The organism is Pseudomonas sp. (genome assembly GCF_050739655.1).
Lineage (GTDB): Bacteria > Pseudomonadota > Gammaproteobacteria > Pseudomonadales > Pseudomonadaceae > Aquipseudomonas.
Genome location: NZ_JBOIBY010000572.1, coordinates 1 through 17,455, shown reverse-complemented (window position 1 = coordinate 17,455; position 17,455 = coordinate 1). Strand labels below are relative to the sequence as shown.

Sequence of the window (17,455 nt, the reverse complement as noted above, 5' to 3'; positions counted from 1 at the left end):
GACTGATACACCGCTATCGCGAGCAGGCTCGCTCCCACAGGGATTTGTGTTGTACCGGGGGTCAGGACAGGAAACCACCATCCACGTTCAGCGAAACGCCGGTGGTGTAGCTGGAGGCGTCGCTGGCGAGGTAGAGGACGGCGCCTGCCATTTCACTCGGATCCGCCACGCGCTTGAGCGGAATCTGCTGCAACGCGGTATTGAGGATCGCCTCGTTCTTGACCAGTGCCGAAGCGAATTTGGTATCGGTCAGGCCCGGCAGGAGTGCGTTGCAACGAATGCCGAACTGCGCACATTCCTTGGCGAACACCTTGGTCATGTTGATCACCGCCGCCTTGGTCACCGAGTAGATGCCCTGGAACACGCCCGGCGAAACGCCGTTGATCGAAGCCACGTTGATGATGCTGCCACCGCCGTTTTCGCGCATCAGCTTGCCGGCTTCCACCGACATGAAGAAGTAGCCGCGGATATTGACGTCGACGGTTTTCTGGAAGGCGCTGAGGTCGGTGTCCAGGACGTTGCAGAACTGCGGGTTGGTCGCGGCGTTGTTGACCAGGATGTCGAGGCGGCCGAACTGTTCCTTGATGCCGGCGAAGACCTGGCTGATCTGTTCCATTTCGCCGATGTGGCAGGCGATGGCGGTGGCTTTGCCGCCAGCGGCGATGATCGCGTCGGCCACATGCTGGCAACCGTCGAGTTTGCGGCTCGAAACGATCACGTGGGCACCTTGCTGGGCCAACAGTTTGGCGATGGCTTCACCAATGCCACGGCTGGCGCCGGAGACGAAAGCGATCTTGCCGTCGAGGTCGAACAACTGAGTCTTGGACATGTTTTTTTCCTTGTTGTTTGCGCAAAGCTGGTCACTGTAGGAGCAGCCGGTCGACGCTCGATTGCTCGCGAAAAACGTCAACGATGACGCGGGTATCCGAATGATCGCGGCGTTTTCAGGTTTTTCGCGAGCAAGCTCGCTCCTACAGGGGATCGGGGCAGCAGGATTTCGGTTAGAGACTGGATTTCTCGATGACCTGCAAGCTCATCTGCTCCAGCAGTTTGTTCATGTGAATGAACTGCGCGAAGCGTTTGTCCTGGGTCTGGCCATGGAAGAAGCGGTAGTAGATCTGCTGCACGATGCCGGCCAGGCGGAACAGGCCGTAGGTGTAGTAGAAGTCGAAATTGTCGATCTGGATGCCGGAGCGCTCGGCGTAGTAGTCGACGAATTCACGGCGGGTCAGCATGCCCGGCGCGTGGCTAGGCTGGCGGCGCATCAGTTGCACGGGCGCCGGGTCACCGGCTTCGATCCAGTAGGCGAGGGTGTTGCCCAGGTCCATCAGCGGATCGCCCAAGGTGGTCAGTTCCCAGTCGAGCACGCCGATGATCTGCATCGGGTTGTTCGGGTCGAGGATCACGTTGTCGAAGCGGTAATCGTTGTGAACGATGCTGGAGGTCGGGTGATCGGCCGGCATCTTGTCGTTGAGCCAGGCTTTGACGGCTTCCCACTTCGGCGCATCGGGGGTCAGGGCTTTTTCGTAGCGCTCGCTCCAGCCTTTGATCTGTCGCGCCACATAGCCTTCGGGTTTGCCCAGGTCGCCCAGGCCGTAGGCGTTGTAGTCGACCCGGTGCAGCTCGACGAACTTGTCGATGAAGCTCTTGCATAGGGCTTCGGTCTTCGCTGAATCGAGCCCCAGCTCCGGCGGCAGTTCCGAGCGCAGGATGATGCCGTTGACCCGCTCCATCACATAGAACTCGGCACCGATCACCGACTCATCGGTGCAGTGCACGTAGGCTTTTGGGCAGTACGGAAAACCCTCGCGCAGTTGATTGAGGATGCGAAATTCGCGGCCCATGTCATGGGCGGACTTGGCTTTGTGGCCGAACGGCGGCCGACGCAGGACGAACTCCTGCTCAGGGTATTCGAGCAAATAGGTAAGGTTGGACGCACCGCCCGGGAACTGGCTGATCTGCGGCAAGCCGCTCAAACCCGGAATGTGGGCCTTGAGGTATGGATCGATCAGGCTTGCGTCAAGTTCTTCGCCGGTACGGATACGGGTGGACTGGTCAGTAAGCGCCATGCTTATCCCTTCTGCTTATTTTGGAGGCCAGACATCATTGGCTAATCTAATGGTGCACCTTGGCAGCCACAAGCGCGGCGCGGTCTTATAGGTTAGCGTGTTGCAGGATAATCAGTGTTCCTGATGTGTAAGCACTGTAGGAGCGAGGCTTGCTCGCGAAAAACCTGTAGACGCCGCGACCATTCAGGATGCTCGCGTCATCGTTTACGTTTTTCGCGAGCAAGCTCGCTCCTACAAGAGAATGCATTCCCATGTGGGAGCCAGCCTGCTGGCGATGAAGCTGACGCGGTGTTTCTGACTGAAACACCGGGGAGGCGGGAATCAGAACGTCTTGCTGACGCTCGCTACTACAGTCGCACTGCACACATCATCGAATCCCCAGTTACTGGCGCACTGGCTTTTCGACAGGTCGGTGTCGATGTAGCTCAGGCCCAGCGTCACACCGGCCAGTTCATGGGTCAGCTTGACCTCCCATTCACGGTACGAATCCTCGGCTTCACCGGAGCTTGAGAAGAGGTGCGGGTCCTTGAAGTCCATGTTGCCGTAGCGCAGTTTCAGACCTGTGTCATAGGGCAACTGGGTTTCATAACCGACGTAGCTGTAGAGCGAGTTCTGTTCGCTGTCGATGCCCGGTGCATCGTCGGAGTAATAGGCCCCCAGTTTCACGCCATAGACGCTGAGGATGCCGTAGACCTCGCTCTGATTGAACTGACTCTCTTTGGGATACGAGTATTTCAAATAACCAAGATCCAGGCTGACGTCTTCGGTGGCCTGCCACAGCCAACCGCCGTAGTAGTCGACTTCCTGCCGGGTTTTCAGGCCGCCGCCAAAATCGACGTTGGAGGTCCACGCGCCCAGGTACAGGCCGCTGCTGTGGGCCAGGGTCATTCCCGCCTGCAAGGCAGGGTCATTCTGGGTTTGCGAGATCCCGCGGGTGCGGTAATCGCTGGCCAACGTCACATCCACCAGCAGGGCGAAATCATCATTCAAGGGGATGGCCTGGCTGCACAAGGGCAGCAGGCTCAAGGAACCGAGGGCGAACAGGGTCAAAGCTTTCATGGAATGTCCCGTTGTTTTTATTGTTTAGGGCAGGGTTGTTTGGGCCAGAAATCGGGCAAGGCTGCGCCGGGCCTCGCGTTGAAGAACACGAGGTCGGGCAGCGGGCTGGTTGGGTTTTTCTTAGAGGGTTGGCGCGTAGACCTGACGGCCGGCGAACCAGGTTTGCAGCACTTGGGTGTCGTGCAGGGCTTTCTCGTCGACGCTGAACACATCGCGGTCCACCACGATGAAGTCGGCTTGTTTACCTTTGCTCAACGAACCGATGGTTTTCTCAAGGCCAATGGTGCGGGCGGCGTTCAAGGTGTAGGCGTAGAACATGGTTTCGCGGTCGATGCGTTCGTCGGCGTTGAGCACGCCCAGCGGGCCAACCCGCGTCATGGCCTGGGCCATGGCGTTGAACGGGTTGGGCGAAGACACGGGCCAGTCGCTGGCGCCGGAAATGGTCGCGCCCTGTTTGAGCAACGAGTGCGCCGGGTACTGGTAACGGAAAGCCTGGGCCGTGACGTACGGCTTGATCATGTCCGTGGTGTAGTCGTCGGCGGCGGCCCAGAGCAGTTGCATCGAGGCGATGACGTTGAGCGGCTTGAACCGGGCGAACTCTTTCGGGTTGACCATCTGCAGGTGAGTGACAGAGTGTGTCACGCCGCTCTGGCGGTCCCTGCGCGCCTGCGCGATACCATTGAGCGATTCGCGCACCGCGCGGTCGCCGATGGCGTGGATGTGCACCAGCCAGCCCCGCTGGTCGATGGCGCTGACCAGTTCACCGAAGTGCTCGGGATCGATCAGCAGTTCACCCTGTTTGTGCGAGTTGCTGTAAGGGTCGATCATCGCCGCGCTCTGCGCCGGGTATTCGATCACGCCGTCGGCGAAGATCTTGATGCCGGGCAATGTCAGGTTGGGCACGTTCTGGAATTGCTGACGAACCTTGTCCAGGGTGTCGAGATCGGCCGGCACGCTTTTCGAATTGGCCACCAGCAACGCGGCGATGTGGGCGGTCATGCCGCCGGTTTCGGCCAGGGCCTTGTACACCGGCAGCACGCCGACGGTTTTCTCCGTGGGCTTGAGGGCGAAGATCGGCTCGCCCGGCGCGGCGTTGGCGGCGGGGTCCATCCACGCTGTGATACCAACGCTGTTGTTGTAGCTCACGGCGGTTTGCGCGGCCTTGAGCATGTCGGCGGCACTTGGCGCCGGCATCTTCGAGGCGACGCGGTCCCAGCCGGCGTCTACCAGAAACCCGTTGGGCCTGCCGTCTGCAAGTTTGCCAATGGTGCCGTCCTCCGCTTTCGGCAATGACTTGATCAGCGCCGCATCAATGCCAGCGCGCTTGAGCATCACGTCGTTAGCCCAGGCTGTGTGGTGGTCGCTGCCGGTGAATACGACAGGCACATTGGCCCAGTCGCCGTTGTTGAATTTCTTGCCCAGGGCTTCGGACTGCGCCCAGTAGGCCGAGCTCATGCCGGCCACGCTCAGCACATCGCCATGCCGGGCCTTGCCGTCATCACGCCAGGCGCGCAGGCGTTTTTCCAGTTCGTCTAGCTCGACGACTTCGTCTTCCATGTTGGCCGAAACCATTTCCAAACCGCCGAAAATAGCGTGGGAATGGGTGTCGATCAGGCCGGGCATAAGGGTCTTGCCGCCCAGGTCAATAACTTTGGTGCCAGATTCGATCAACGCCTTGATCTGCGCATCGCTACCGACCTGCAGCACCTTGCCGTCCTGCACTGCCAGCGCCTGAACCTTGGGCTGACCTGGGTCTGCGGTGAAAATATTGCCGTTGAGCAGCACCAGATCAGTCGCCGCCATGGCTTCCAACGAGGCAAAACTCACGGCTGCCATTAATAGATTCGGGATGAATCTTTTCATTGCTTGTTTCCTTGTTATTGCTTTTGATGGCGAGATTAGTGGCTTGTCGCGCTCGGCAGAACGCCTCGCTGACGAAAAACGTTTTTGCCTGAATGGAAAAAGTATGGACAAGTTGGGTGCACTGAAGATGTTCGTGGTCACGGCGCAACTGGGCAGTTTCAGCCGCGCTGCCGAGCAACTGGGCAAGACCCCGTCGGCCCTGACCAAGGCGGTCAATCACCTGGAAGCGGAACTCGGTGCGCGCTTGTTCGAGCGCAGCACTCGGCGGATTCTGCTTACGGAATCGGGGCGTCTCTACCTGGAAACCGCGCGTCAGGTGTTGCAACGCCTCGATGAGGCCGGCGAAGAAATCGAACAGCTGCAACATGGCCTGCGCGGCAGCCTGAAAATCACGGCGCCGCTGGCTTATGGGCAGGCTTTCCTCGATCAGGTGTGCGGCGGTTTTCTTGAGCAATACCCGCAAATCAACCTGCAAGTGGACCTGTGCGACGAGTTCGTCAATCTGCTGGAAAGCGGCTACGACCTGGCCCTGCGCGAAGGCCATGACGACTTGCCGGGGCTGATCGCCCGGGTGGTCGGCAGCAATTGCCTTGCGCTATGCGCAAGCCCGCAGTACCTGACGCGCAAGGGGCTGGCGGTAAATCCGCAAACCCTGGATCAGCACGAATGGCTGCTGTATCGCCACCCATTGCTCAGCCGCGAGTTCTGGTGGGTTGAGCGCGACGGCCAACGCCTGAGCCTGCCGCAACCCCAGGCGCCACGCCTGCGCAGCGACAATTATGACTTGCTGCTGGCTAATGCCCTGGCCGGGCGGGGGCTGCTGCATACGCCGCTGTGGAGTGCCGCGCCGTATATTGCCGATGGGCGGCTGGTGCGCTTGATGGTCGACTACGACATCGACCCGGACAGCTTTGGCCCGCACATTTTGGCGGTGTATCCCAGCCATCGGCGGGCTACAGCGAAGGTGCTGGCGTTTATTGATTACATTGCGGGGTTTTTGGGGGAGCGGGGGTTGGGGTGATTGAGCCGTCCAGTTTCCGGTGCCGCAGTTGCTCGAAGGAATACAAAATCATTAGTGATTCATCCCACCTTCAACTAGGAACAAGCCCACACTCGTGTCGGACGTTTCCTCATTCCATTCGATTGCAAAATAAAAACCAACGAACATTAATAACTCCCTCGCGCAAAGACATCGCTCATGCGGCAGTTATTCTTTAATGGTTTGCCGGGTCGGTGCCATCACCGACTTCAAGATATGAACTTGCGGTCAACCAAGGCTCAAACATAGGTTTCAAGGACGATTACTGATGATCTCTATCGCCGATCGCTTATCACCTTATACCGAAGCACTGAGCGTCTCATCTTTTCGCAAGTTACTCATCGGCCAAAGTCTCTCGATGGCAGGCGACGCTATTTGTTTGGCCGCACTGCCGATAGCGCTCATCCGGACCGGCTACGGTGGAGAGGTGTTTGGGTTTGTTATGGCGGCAGTCGGGATAGGGACCGTGATTGGGGCCTTGATTGGAGGTTTGTTAGCGGATCGAAAGTCGCCGAAGCTAGTACTGATTTTCACCGACATGTCGAGGGGTTTTGCACAACTGGCTGCGGTGGCGCTAATCGTTTTCGGAACGCCTTGGTGGTGCCTGGTTTTTACCTACCTGATATTTGGCATTGGCATTGGGGTTTCCCGTCCATGTGCTCAGGTACTGCTCGTCAAATTGTTACCCAAACAAGCACTGGTGGCGGGCAATGGTGCGATGAACTTTGTCGACAACCTGGTCGCTGTGCTCTTTCCCGCGACGCTGGGTGTATTCATCATTTTCTGGGATCCGGTCTGGGGCATATTGATCGATGGGCTGACATTCTTCTGCGCTGCCATTTACACGGCGATGTTGCCCAATATGGGGTCCCATGAGTTTGAGAAGGAGTTATCGATTCGAGAAGCGGTCAATGGCATTGCCATCGTTACTGGCAATTCCAAACTTTTGCTGGGCTTCGCGGCCACCCTCGTGGTGAACGTATTGTGTTTCCCGATTTTCCTGGTTGTCGCACCCTATGCCATCAGCGATCGATTCAGCGAAGAAATGTGGGGCGTTTGCCTGGCCGCGTCGGGATTCGGTGCGTGCATTGGTTCAATCATCACGGTGCTTGTTTGCGGGCATGAGCGACTGATCGGACTTGCAGTGACCTGTGGTTTTTTCCTGACTGGCGCGATGGCACTTCTTGGCATGGGAAGTTCGTCCTGGATGGTGATACTGGGTGCGACCCTGGTCGGTGTTGTCGAAGCATCCTGGTTGACGGGATGGGCAACAGCTATGCAGACACTGTCCCCAGAAAAGGACCTCGGTAAAGTGGTGGCGGTCGATACGCTTTTTACCAGTGGCGTGCATCCCTTCATCTTTCTCGGTAGCGGAATCGTCGGTGGTATGGTCGGTTATTCCCAGACCCTTTCTCTCACGGCAATCCTTAGTGCCGTAGGCACACTGTTAATTGTTTTGGTGTTTTTTACGCTCATGCCAAGGGCTCAAAACGATCAAGTGCAATGATGTGCAAGAGCAGGTCCAAGATATTTCAGCCTTGATTGTTCAGCATGGCAATGCCCCATCGCCAGCAGGCTGGCTCCCACAGGAAAATGCATTCCAATGTGGGAGCCAGCCTGCTGGCGATGAAGCTGACGCGGTGCTGCTGACTGAAGCGCCTTAGCCCTTAAAAAGCAGGATCAAAAGATCGCAGACTCCGCCAGCCCTACACCTCATCCGCAAGCCCTTGTAAGAAAAATCGCAAAAGAGTACAAATGTACTCCATGACCAATCTCACTCCCCGCCGTACCGCCATCCTGACCTTTATCCGCGAACGTATCGCCGAGCACGGTCAGTCTCCGAGCCTTGCCGAGATCAGCGAGGCGTTCGGCTTTGCCTCCCGCAGTGTGGCGCGCAAGCATGTGCTGGCGCTGACCGAAGCCGGGTTTATCGAGGTCAACCCGCATCAGGCTCGGGGCATTCGCCTGCTTGGCCAACCGCCGCGACCTGAGCTGTTGGACATCCCGGTGCTCGGTCGGGTGGCGGCGGGTGCGCCGATTGGTGCCGATGCTGAAGTCCACAGCCGTCTGCTGCTCGATCCCTCGATTTTTTCCCGGGTACCGGACTACATGCTGCGGGTTAGCGGTGATTCGATGATCGAAGACGGCATTCTCGATGGCGATCTGGTGGGCGTGCACCGCAGCCCCGAGGCCGTCAATGGTCAGATCGTCGTGGCGCGCCTCGATGGGGAAGTCACCATCAAGCGCTTCGAGCGGGTTGGCGACACGGTTCGCCTGTTGCCGCGCAACCCGGCTTATCAGCCGATCATCGTTGAAGCTGACCGGGACCTGGCCATCGAAGGGGTGTTCTGCGGTCTGGTGAGGCAAGGCTGATGGGCGCCGTCGTTGCGTTGGATACGCTGTTCAATGGCGGCCAGGTCTGGAAAGGCCGGCCTGCGCCGCCGGCTGTCAGCCCGCAACCCACCGGGCATGCCGCGCTGGATGCGGCGTTGCCCACCGGTGGCTGGCCGGAGGCAGCGTTGACGGAAATCCTCCTGGCCGGGCAGGGCGTGGGCGAATTGCAATTGGTGTGGCCGGCGCTGGCGCGACTGTCGGCGGCGGGCGAGCGCATCGTGCTGGTGGCGCCGCCGTACGTGCCGTATCCCCAGGCCTGGCAGGGCGCCGGGGTCGATCTGCGACAGCTGTCGATCATCCAGGCCAGCGAGCGCGATGCGCTGTGGGCGGCGGAGCAATGCCTGCGTTCGGGCAGTTGCGGCGCGGTATTGTGCTGGCCGCACAAGGCTGATGACCGCGCTTTGCGCCGCTTGCAGGTGGCGGCGGAAACCGGCCAGACCCTGGCGTTTGCCTATCGCTCGCTCAGTGAAGCGATCAACCCATCGCCGGCGGCGCTGCGCATCGCCATCGATGCCAAGCCTGCGCAATTGCGGGTGCTCAAGTGTCGAGGCGGATTGGCCCGCTCGGCGCCGATAGCCTTCACCGTGGGGCATTGAGGTTGCCATGCGCTGGGTCTGTATTCTTTTCCCGCAATTGGCGCTGGACGCGGTACTGCGTCAACGCACCGACCCCGATGAGCCGCTGGCGCTGCTGACCGGCCCGGCCCAGCGCCGGGTATTGCAAGCGGTGAACGGCCCGGCGCGTGCTCTGGGCCTGCGTCCCGGCCAGTCCATGAGCGCCGCCCAGGCCCTGAGCAAAGGCTTTGCCACGGCCGAGTACGACGTCGCCGACATCGAACACTGGCAGCAATTTCTGGCGGCCTGGGCCTATCGCTTCAGCGCCCAGGTCAGCGTGCATTACCCGCGGGCGCTGGTGTTCGAGATCGAGTCCAGCCTGGGGTTGTTTGGCGACTGGCCGCAATTGCAAGCGCGCCTGCGCTGTGAACTCGGCGAACTGGGCTTTCGTCACCGCATTGTCGCCGCGCCCAACCCGGTGGCGGCGCGGATGTTGGCCAACGCTTATGACGGACTGGTGGTACCCGACGATCAAGCCTTGCAGTATCACCTGGGGCAAATGCCCGTCGACCGCATCGGGCTGCAGGTCAGCGTCGCCACCGCGTTGTCGCGCATGGGGTTGCGTACCTTGAGTCAGGTGCAGGCATTGCCCCGGCACAGCCTGGCTCGACGCTTCGAGGCGCAGGTGCTCGGGCATCTGGACACCTTGCTCGGTTTACGGCGCCTGGCGCTGGCGTTCTATTTGCCACCGGACCGCTTCGATGTGCGCATCGAGCTGAACTTCGATGTGCAATCCCATCAGGCCTTGCTGTTTCCGTTGCGACGGCTGACCGGAGATCTGTCGGCGTTCCTGTGCGGTCGCGACAGTGGTGTGCAGCGCTTCGACCTGCACCTCGAACACGCCGGGCTGCCGGACACGCAGATCAAGGTCGGCCTGCTCAGCGCCGAGCGCGATCCGGCGATGCTTTTCGAACTGGCCCGGGGACGGCTGGAGCAGGTGCAAGTCGAGGCGCCCGTACGCGGTTTTCGCTTGCGCGCCGAAGATTTGCCGGCCTTCGTTCCCCAGTTTCAAGAGTTGTTCGACGACCGTCCGCAACAGTCATTGCCTTGGGAGCAATTGCGCGAACGCTTGCGCGCACGGCTGGGGGATGACGCGGTGCACGGCTTGCGCTTTCAGGCCGATCACCGCCCCGAATGCGCGTGGCAGGCCAATGTTGACAACCAGTCCTGCGCGGGACTTCCGAGCGTGCAGCGACCGGGTTGGTTGCTGACCGAGCCGTTGACGGTGCACGAAGGCTCGACCCGCATTTTAATGGGGCCGGAACGCATCGAGTCCGGTTGGTGGGACGGTGATGACGTACGCCGTGATTATTACCTGATCGAAACCCGTACCGGCCAGCAGGGCTGGGCCTATCGCGTGGTGGGCGAGGCCGGCCCGTTGTGGCTGCAGGGCTGGTTCGCATGAGTGTCGGGTATGCCGAACTGCACTGTCTGTCGAACTTCAGTTTCCAGCGCGGTGCCTCCAGTGCGCTTGAGTTGATCCAACGGGCAAAAAAGCAGGGCTATCAGGCCTTGGCAATCACCGATGAATGCACCCTGGCGGGCATCGTCCGCGCCTGGCAAGCGGCAAAATCGGTGGAGCTGCCGCTGATCATCGGCAGCGAAATTCGCATCGAAAACGGCCCGAAACTGGTGTTGTTGGTGGAGAACCTTGAGGGCTATCAGGCGCTGTGCCGACTGATCACCCGCGCCCGACGTCGCACGCAAAAAGGCCAGTACCAAGTGCTGCGCGAAGACTTCAGCGAACCGCTGCCGGGGCTGTTGGCGTTATGGGTGCCGGACGCGGTCGATGCCATTGAACAAGGCCAGTGGCTCAAGCACGTCTTCGCCGAGCGGCTGTGGCTGGCGGTGCAGTTGCATCGCGGCCAGGACGATACCCGACGGCTGCACGATCTGTTGAACCTGGCCAGGGAACTGGGGATTGCGCCAGTGGCCAGCGGCGATGTGCACATGCACGCGCGCGGTCGTCGGGCCTTGCAGGACACCATGACCGCGATCCGTCACCACCTGCCGGTGGCCGATGCCGGGTTACGCCTGCATCCCAACGGCGAACGACATCTGCGCAGCCTCGACGTGCTGCGCGAGCTCTATCCACCAGCCTTGCTCGACGAAACCCTGGCCATTGCCCGACGCTGCACCTTTGATCTTGGCCAGTTGCGATATCACTACCCTCGGGAACTAGTGCCTGAAGGGCAGACCGCCACCTCCTGGCTGCGTCATTTGACCGAGGAGGGCATCCGCGCGCGCTGGCCGAAAGGCGCGAGCGAAAAGGTGCGCGCGCTGATCGACAAGGAGTTGGGGTTGATCGCCGAACTCGGTTATGAAAGTTATTTCCTGACCGTCCAGGACATCGTCGCTTTCGCCCGGCGCGAGAAAATTCTCTGTCAGGGCCGGGGATCGGCGGCCAACTCGGCGGTGTGTTTCGCCCTGGGCATTACCGAGATCGACCCGGACCGGATGAACATGCTGTTTGAGCGCTTCCTCTCCAAGGAGCGCAACGAGCCGCCGGACATTGACGTGGACTTCGAACACGAGCGCCGCGAGGAAGTCTTGCAGTACGTGTTCAAGCGCTATGGGCGCGGGCGTGCGGCGTTGACTGCCGTGGTCAGCAGCTACCATGCAGCGGGCGCTGTGCGCGATGTGGCCAAGGCCTTGGGGTTGCCGCCTGACCAGATCAACGCCCTGGCCGATTGCTGCGGTCACTGGAGTGACGAAACACCTCCCGTGGCACGCTTGCTTGAGGGCGGTTTCGACCCCGACAGTCCGGTGCTGCGACGGGTGCTAAGCCTGACCGGGCAACTGATCGGTTTCCCCCGGCACCTGTCCCAGCACCCCGGCGGTTTTGTGATTTCGGAGCAGCCATTGGACTGCCTCGTGCCCGTGGAAAACGCCGCCATGGCCGAGCGCACCATCATTCAATGGGACAAGGACGATCTTGATGCGGTCGGCCTGCTCAAGGTCGATATCCTGGCCTTGGGCATGCTCAGTGCGATTCGTCGTTGCCTGGATTTGCTGCGTCGTCATCGCGGCCTTGACTTGAGCCTGGCAACGATCCCGTCCGAAGATTCGCAGACCTACGACATGATTGGCCGGGCCGACACCATCGGCGTGTTCCAGATCGAGTCCCGGGCACAGATGTCGATGCTGCCAAGGCTCAAGCCGCGCAAGTTCTACGATCTGGTGATCGAGGTCGCCATCGTTCGTCCCGGGCCGATCCAGGGCGGCATGGTGCATCCGTACTTGCGACGCCGAAACGGGGAAGAGCCTGAGACCTATCCCTCCGAAGCGCTACGGGAGGTGTTGCAACGCACCCTCGGCGTGCCGCTGTTTCAGGAGCAGGTGATGCAGATCGCCATCGTCGCTGCCGACTACAGCCCCGGCGAGGCCGACCAGCTGCGCCGCTCCATGGCGGCCTGGAAACGCCACGGCGGCCTCGAACCGCATCAGGAGCGTTTGGCGGCCGGGATGAAGAAAAACGGCTACACGGCCGAATTCGCCGCGCAGATCTTCGAGCAGATCAAAGGCTTTGGCAGTTACGGCTTTCCCGAGTCCCATGCCGCCAGTTTTGCCCTGCTGACCTATGCCAGTTGCTGGCTTAAATGCCACGAACCGGCGGCCTTCGCCTGTGCGCTGATCAACAGCTGGCCGATGGGCTTCTACAGCCCGGACCAGATTCTGCAGGACGCACGCCGCCATCACTTGCAGATTCGCCCGGTGGATGTGCGGGCCAGCGACTGGGATTGCAGCCTGGAGCCGATTGCGGGAGCGCAGCCGGCGATTCGCATGGGCCTGCGCATGATCAAGGGTTTTCGCGAGGACGATGCCCGACGCATCGAGGCGGCACGCGCCACAGGCGCCTTTGCCGATATCGCCGACCTCGGCGAGCGGGCGCAACTGGATGCCCGTGCACGCGAGCAACTGGCCGATGCCGGGGCATTGCGCGGGCTGGCCGGTGATCGTCACCGGGCACGCTGGGAAGTGGCGGGGGTGCAGAAACAACTCGGTCTGTTTGCCGGGTTGCCGAGCCAGGAGGAGGGCACCATCGTGCTGCCCAAGCCCACGGTCGGCGAAGACCTTCGTGCCGATTACACCAGCCTTGGAACCACCCTGGGACCACATCCGCTGGCGTTGTTGCGCACTGAATTGAAAGCCCGGCGCTGTCGCAGTTCGAAAGAGCTACTGGACGTCGATCATGGGCGCCCGGTAAGCGTCGCCGGCCTGGTCACCGGCCGACAACGCCCCGGCACTGCCAGTGGCGTAACCTTCGTGACCCTGGAAGACGAATTCGGCAACGTTAACGTCGTGGTCTGGCGCGACCTGGCCGAGCGCCAGCGTCAGGTTCTGGTGGGGTCGCAGTTGCTCAAGGTCGATGGACGCTGGGAGCGAGAAGGGGAGGTGCGGCACTTGATTGCCGGGCGGCTGAGCGACCTGAGTCCGCTACTGGACGGTATCAGCGTGCGTAGCCGGGATTTCCACTAACCCCACAACACCTGTAGGAGCTAGCTTGCTCGCGAGGATCGTTCCCACGCTCTGCGTGGTAACGCCTCCCGTGACGCTCTGCGTCACAGCGGACGCGGAGCGTCCGAGGCTGCATTCCCACGCGGAGCGTGGGAACGATCAACCAGACTGACTATTTGGTAACTGGCCAAAACCGCTCGCCACCGCCCGGTGCATCCGTCCAGGCTTGCAGTGAGCGTGTCGGCAAGTCGAAATAATCCCGCGTACGCGCATAACCATGGCCGCCCATGCGGCCAATCGCATCAAGCCCCAGTTGATCGATGTACAGGGTTTTTGGATCGATCAGTTCATCACGCACATGGGCCATCAGCACTTCACCAAAAATGATTTCCCGCGATTGCCCGATGGACATCGCCATCATCCGTCGGCATTCCAGCGCCACCGGGGCTTCGCCGATGCGTGGGCATTTGACGGTGGTGCCGGGGATCGCGGTGAGGCCGGCGGCGGTCAGTTCGTCGAAGCCGGGGGCGAAGGGTACGGCGCAGACGTTCATGGCTTCCACCAGGGCATCGCTGACGATGTTCACGGTGAATTCCTGGTTGAGCTGGATATTGCGCGTGGTGTCCTTGGGGCTTTGGTCCCCGTAGTTTTCCACGCCCAACGCGAGGATCGGTGGATCGGCCGACAGCGCGTTGAAAAAGCTGAAGGGCGCGGCGTTGATCCGGCCTTCGCCGTCGACGGTGGTGACCAGCGCAATCGGTCGCGGTACCACGCTGCCAATCAGAATCTTGTATTTGTCCCGTGGGCTCAGGGTGCTGAAGTCGAAGCTTTGCATAGGCAGAAATCTCTAAAGGAGAGGATCAATGGCGCTCAGTGGCGCCTGTGCGCTGTAGTCGTCGGCGAACGGAATGGCCGGCTGGAAAAGACCTTTCCAGTCCGGTTGGCCAAAGGCCCGGTCGCTGTGACTGCGCATCAGTTTTTCGAATTGCTGTTGGGCCTGACGTTGCAGGGTGGCGTAGTCGATGCCGTTGACTTGACCGTCCTGCATCACGCAGCGGCCGTTGATGTAGCTGGCGATGCAGTCGTCGCCGCGCCCGGCCAGAACCAGGTTTTTCAGGGGATCGAACAGCGGTCCCAGGTGCAGGCCGCGCAGGCTGAACACGGTGATGTCGGCCTTGCAGCCCGGTGCCAGGCGCCCAAGGTCGTCGCGGCCCAGCGCTTTGGCACCGCCAAGCGTGGCGGCGTTGTAAAAATCGAGTGTCCTGGTCAGTGCGTTGCCGCCCTCCATCAAGCGGGCGATGTTCAAACCCTGACGCATGTTGTCGAGCAAATCCGCCGGCCAGGTGTCCGTGCCCAGCGCGAAGTTGGTGCCCTTGGCCCGGTAGCGCCCGAACGAGTTCAGCGCCTCGCCGTCCCGGGCGAACACCACCGGGCAATGCACCAGGCTCGCGCCGCCATCCACCACTCGTTGCAGATCGTCATCTCCACGGGTGTAGATGCCGTGGGGCAACAGGCTGCGTGGCGTGAGCAGGTCCAGTTGCTGCAACCAGCCCAGTGGCGACGTGCCGCGCAGATGCTCGACCATGGTCACTTCACCGAGTCCCTGGCAGCAATGCAAACGCATGGGCGCGTTCAGTTCCCGGCTCAGCGCGGCGGTGCGTTGCAACAGGGCGGGCGTACACGTCTGGATGCGATCCGGCAGCAGCGCGCCGCGAATCAAGCCGCCGTTTGCACCATCGAAATCCTGAAAAAACCGTTGCGCCGCATCGAGTCCGGCCAGGCCCCGATCCTCGTCCCATTGATGAGCCAGCGTGCCGTCGGCCTGCCAGTAACTCATGCCGCTCATGTAGCAAGGACCGAGGTAAGTGCGCAGCCCCAACTCGGCGGCGATGCCGGCCACCGCCGAGAACTCGTCGTAAGTCTCGGCCCACTCGCGGTAGTACATCGAGGTGATCGGCATGGCTGTGGTGATGCCGTTGCGGATCAACTGCGTGAAGGCGTAGCGGTATTTGAAGACTTCTTCTTCGGGGCTGTAGCTCTCCCGAGGACCGCGCGCCAGATACTCGGCGGACCACATCCGCCCCATGGCGCGCTCGTCGCCGTTGTCCAGGGTCAGGACCGTGGAGTCCAGATCGCCCAGCGCATCCAAGTCGATGAATCCGGGGCCGATGAGCGCGTTGCCGTAGTCGATCCATTGATCCACCGGCCCTGCATAATCGCGCCCCACGAAAACAATGCGCGAGCCTTCGAAGACCACTTCGCCGTTGCGCCACAGCACATGCTGCGTCCCGTCGAAACCGACTACGCAACTGGCTCTAAGGCCGATGCGCTTCACAGACGGCTTTCCAGTAAACGACCGCCCGCCGCGATCAACTGCCCGCCGCGATAAACCTGTCGCAGCGGCCGCGAAACGACGGCTTCACCAAGTGTCTGCACTGGCATCAACAGAAAGTCCGCTGGACGACCCAGTTCCAGTCCATAACCCTCACAACCCAGTGCCCGGGCGCCATTGACTGTTGCGGCGTCAAAGGCCGCTGCCAGCTCTTCGTCCTTGTTCAAATCGAAGCGAAACGCCAGCAACATTGCCCGTTCAAGCATGTCGCCGTTGCCCATGGGCGACCAGGCATCGCGAATGCCGTCGGAGCCCAGGCATACGTTTACCCCAGCCTCGCGCAAAGCGAGAAACGGAGGCACCGCGCAATCAGCAGGGGCCGAGCTCATCAGCGAGATACCCAGCAACGCCAGACGCTCGGCCACCGGTTGGACCTGGCTCCACGGCAACATGCCCAGGCAGTAGGCGTGGCTGATCATCACCCGGTTTTGTAGCCCGTAGCGTTCGGTGTAGTCGGCGATCAACTTGATCTGCCACAACCCCAGCTCGCCTTTGTCGTGCAGGTGAATGTCCACGCCACGGTCGAATTCGCTGGCCAGTTCGAAGACGAAATCCAGTTGCGCGATGGGGTCGTTGTCGATGCCGCATGGGTCGAGCCCACCGACGTTTTCCACGCCGAGGGCCATGGCTTCGCGCATCAGTTCAGCAGTGCCGGGGCGGCTGATCAGCCCGGTTTGCGGGAACACCACCAGTTGCAGGTCGATCAGGTCGCGGTATTTGTCGCGCAATTGCTGCATGGCTTCGACGTGGCGCAAGCCGAATTCCGGGTCGATGTCGACGTGGCAGCGCATGGTCAACGAGCCACGGGCGATGCAGTTTTCCAGCAGCGCACCGGCTCGATGCGCAATGGGTGTCGTGACTTCACGCAGGATGCGGCGTTCGTTGGCGATGTAATCCTTCAGGGTCGGCCCGGCGCTGTTCGCACGCCAAGGCTGGCCCCAGAGGGTTTTGTCCAGGTGGACGTGGCTCTCGACCAAGGCACCTGTGAGCAGTTGGTTCTGGCCGTCGATGTCAGTGGCGAGCAGTTCGGTGGTCGTGGACGGGCGGCGTTGGGTGAAGCGGCCGTTTTCGATCAGCAGGTCTTGGGCAGGAGCGCCGTAGGGGCGCACGTTGCGTAGCCAGCGGGTTGAATTCATTGCATACCTCAATGTTTAGGGTGTCTGGGCGGGCCTCATCGCTGGCAAGCCAGCTCCCACAGTGATTTGTGTTGATCACAGATTTTGTGAGCACCAGCTTCCACAGTGATTTGTGTTGATCACAGATTTTGTGAGCACCAGCTTCCACAGTGATTTGTGTTGATCACAGATTTTGTGAACACCACGTCCCCTGTGGGAGCTGGCTTGCCAGCGATGGCCGCACCGCGGTTTCAGGTCAGACGATCAACCCTTGAGCTTCGCCCAGATCCGGTCCTGCAGTTCCCGCGCCTTGTTGCTGCATTCTTTTTCCGGGCGCAGGCGCGAGGCGAATTCGTCGGGCATGTTGATGGCGTCCATGACTCGCCATTTGGCGTCGATCAGCTTGTCGCTCTGGATGCCGTTGGCGTAGGCGATGGCGTTGGACACGGCGG

At 61.0% G+C, this 17,455-nt stretch carries 13 protein-coding genes and 1 pseudogene; 6 read left to right on the top strand and 8 right to left on the bottom strand.

The annotated features are described in order from the left end of the window. Positions 1-61 precede the first annotated feature (61 nt). The 4 genes from ACRESJ_RS27205 to ACRESJ_RS27190 all read right to left on the bottom strand — a co-directional run bounded on the left by ACRESJ_RS27205 (position 62) and on the right by ACRESJ_RS27190 (position 4,991). On the bottom strand, positions 62-829 hold the full coding sequence (locus ACRESJ_RS27205; RefSeq protein ID WP_095195000.1) for an SDR family oxidoreductase: 768 nt from the start codon (positions 827-829) through the stop codon (positions 62-64). Positions 830-1,001: 172 nt separating this feature from the next. After that, the gene (locus ACRESJ_RS27200; protein WP_431760619.1) at positions 1,002-2,069 is read right to left on the bottom strand and encodes a phosphotransferase family protein; all 1,068 of its coding nucleotides are present in this window, start codon (positions 2,067-2,069) and stop codon (positions 1,002-1,004) included. 321 nt (positions 2,070-2,390) lie between these two features. Continuing rightward, on the bottom strand, positions 2,391-3,128 hold the full coding sequence (locus tag ACRESJ_RS27195; protein ID WP_431760618.1) for a TorF family putative porin: 738 nt from the start codon (positions 3,126-3,128) through the stop codon (positions 2,391-2,393). A 120-nt stretch (positions 3,129-3,248) separates the two neighbouring features. Further along, complete coding sequence (locus tag ACRESJ_RS27190; RefSeq protein WP_431760617.1) at positions 3,249-4,991, bottom strand: amidohydrolase; 1,743 nt, start codon at positions 4,989-4,991, stop codon at positions 3,249-3,251. Positions 4,992-5,094: 103 nt separating this feature from the next. Between ACRESJ_RS27190 and ACRESJ_RS27185 the strand changes: the two genes are divergently transcribed. The 6 genes from ACRESJ_RS27185 to ACRESJ_RS27160 all read left to right on the top strand — a co-directional run bounded on the left by ACRESJ_RS27185 (position 5,095) and on the right by ACRESJ_RS27160 (position 13,517). Further along, positions 5,095-6,012, top strand: coding sequence for a LysR family transcriptional regulator (locus ACRESJ_RS27185; protein WP_431760616.1), 918 nt, complete (start codon positions 5,095-5,097; stop codon positions 6,010-6,012). A 286-nt stretch (positions 6,013-6,298) separates the two neighbouring features. After that, complete coding sequence (locus tag ACRESJ_RS27180) at positions 6,299-7,537, top strand: MFS transporter (RefSeq protein ID WP_431760615.1); 1,239 nt, start codon at positions 6,299-6,301, stop codon at positions 7,535-7,537. A 248-nt stretch (positions 7,538-7,785) separates the two neighbouring features. Next, positions 7,786-8,403: a transcriptional repressor LexA gene (lexA, locus tag ACRESJ_RS27175; RefSeq protein WP_431760614.1), complete on the top strand. Its 618-nt coding sequence runs from the start codon at positions 7,786-7,788 to the stop codon at positions 8,401-8,403. After that, positions 8,403-9,020 (top strand): translesion DNA synthesis-associated protein ImuA, encoded by a 618-nt coding sequence (gene imuA / locus ACRESJ_RS27170; protein WP_431760613.1) that lies wholly within the window; start codon positions 8,403-8,405, stop codon positions 9,018-9,020. The genes lexA and imuA overlap by 1 nt, the downstream gene beginning before the upstream one ends. A gap of 7 nt (positions 9,021-9,027) precedes the next feature. Beyond that, complete coding sequence (locus ACRESJ_RS27165; RefSeq protein ID WP_431760612.1) at positions 9,028-10,443, top strand: Y-family DNA polymerase; 1,416 nt, start codon at positions 9,028-9,030, stop codon at positions 10,441-10,443. Further along, the gene (locus tag ACRESJ_RS27160) at positions 10,440-13,517 is read left to right on the top strand and encodes an error-prone DNA polymerase (RefSeq protein WP_431760611.1); all 3,078 of its coding nucleotides are present in this window, start codon (positions 10,440-10,442) and stop codon (positions 13,515-13,517) included. The genes ACRESJ_RS27165 and ACRESJ_RS27160 overlap by 4 nt, the downstream gene beginning before the upstream one ends. A 151-nt stretch (positions 13,518-13,668) precedes the next feature. On the opposite strand, the gene ACRESJ_RS27155 is transcribed toward ACRESJ_RS27160, so the two are convergent. The 4 genes and pseudogenes from ACRESJ_RS27155 to ACRESJ_RS27140 form a co-directional block, all read right to left on the bottom strand. Next, positions 13,669-14,331: a flavin reductase family protein gene (locus tag ACRESJ_RS27155; RefSeq protein WP_431760610.1), complete on the bottom strand. Its 663-nt coding sequence runs from the start codon at positions 14,329-14,331 to the stop codon at positions 13,669-13,671. Positions 14,332-14,343: 12 nt separating this feature from the next. After that, the gene (locus ACRESJ_RS27150) at positions 14,344-15,831 is read right to left on the bottom strand and encodes an amidohydrolase family protein (protein ID WP_431760609.1); all 1,488 of its coding nucleotides are present in this window, start codon (positions 15,829-15,831) and stop codon (positions 14,344-14,346) included. Beyond that, positions 15,828-17,024 carry an amidohydrolase family protein gene (locus ACRESJ_RS27145; protein ID WP_431760608.1) on the bottom strand — a complete coding sequence of 399 codons (1,197 nt, stop codon included), beginning with the start codon at positions 17,022-17,024 and terminating at the stop codon, positions 15,828-15,830. Before ACRESJ_RS27145 ends, ACRESJ_RS27150 begins: the two co-directional genes overlap by 4 nt. Before the next feature lie 243 nt (positions 17,025-17,267). Continuing rightward, positions 17,268-17,455 (bottom strand): annotated as a pseudogene (locus ACRESJ_RS27140) (extracellular solute-binding protein); the annotation flags it as partial.

Coding starts and splice junctions, on each gene's coding strand:
- ACRESJ_RS27205 (WP_095195000.1), bottom strand. CDS start 829: ATGTCCAAGACTCAGTTGTTCGACCTCGACGGCAAGATCGCTTTCGTC.
- ACRESJ_RS27200 (WP_431760619.1), bottom strand. CDS start 2,069: ATGGCGCTTACTGACCAGTCCACCCGTATCCGTACCGGCGAAGAACTT.
- ACRESJ_RS27195 (WP_431760618.1), bottom strand. CDS start 3,128: ATGAAAGCTTTGACCCTGTTCGCCCTCGGTTCCTTGAGCCTGCTGCCC.
- ACRESJ_RS27190 (WP_431760617.1), bottom strand. CDS start 4,991: ATGAAAAGATTCATCCCGAATCTATTAATGGCAGCCGTGAGTTTTGCC.
- ACRESJ_RS27185 (WP_431760616.1), top strand. CDS start 5,095: ATGGACAAGTTGGGTGCACTGAAGATGTTCGTGGTCACGGCGCAACTG.
- ACRESJ_RS27180 (WP_431760615.1), top strand. CDS start 6,299: ATGATCTCTATCGCCGATCGCTTATCACCTTATACCGAAGCACTGAGC.
- lexA (WP_431760614.1), top strand. CDS start 7,786: ATGTACTCCATGACCAATCTCACTCCCCGCCGTACCGCCATCCTGACC.
- imuA (WP_431760613.1), top strand. CDS start 8,403: ATGGGCGCCGTCGTTGCGTTGGATACGCTGTTCAATGGCGGCCAGGTC.
- ACRESJ_RS27165 (WP_431760612.1), top strand. CDS start 9,028: ATGCGCTGGGTCTGTATTCTTTTCCCGCAATTGGCGCTGGACGCGGTA.
- ACRESJ_RS27160 (WP_431760611.1), top strand. CDS start 10,440: ATGAGTGTCGGGTATGCCGAACTGCACTGTCTGTCGAACTTCAGTTTC.
- ACRESJ_RS27155 (WP_431760610.1), bottom strand. CDS start 14,331: ATGCAAAGCTTCGACTTCAGCACCCTGAGCCCACGGGACAAATACAAG.
- ACRESJ_RS27145 (WP_431760608.1), bottom strand. CDS start 17,024: ATGAATTCAACCCGCTGGCTACGCAACGTGCGCCCCTACGGCGCTCCT.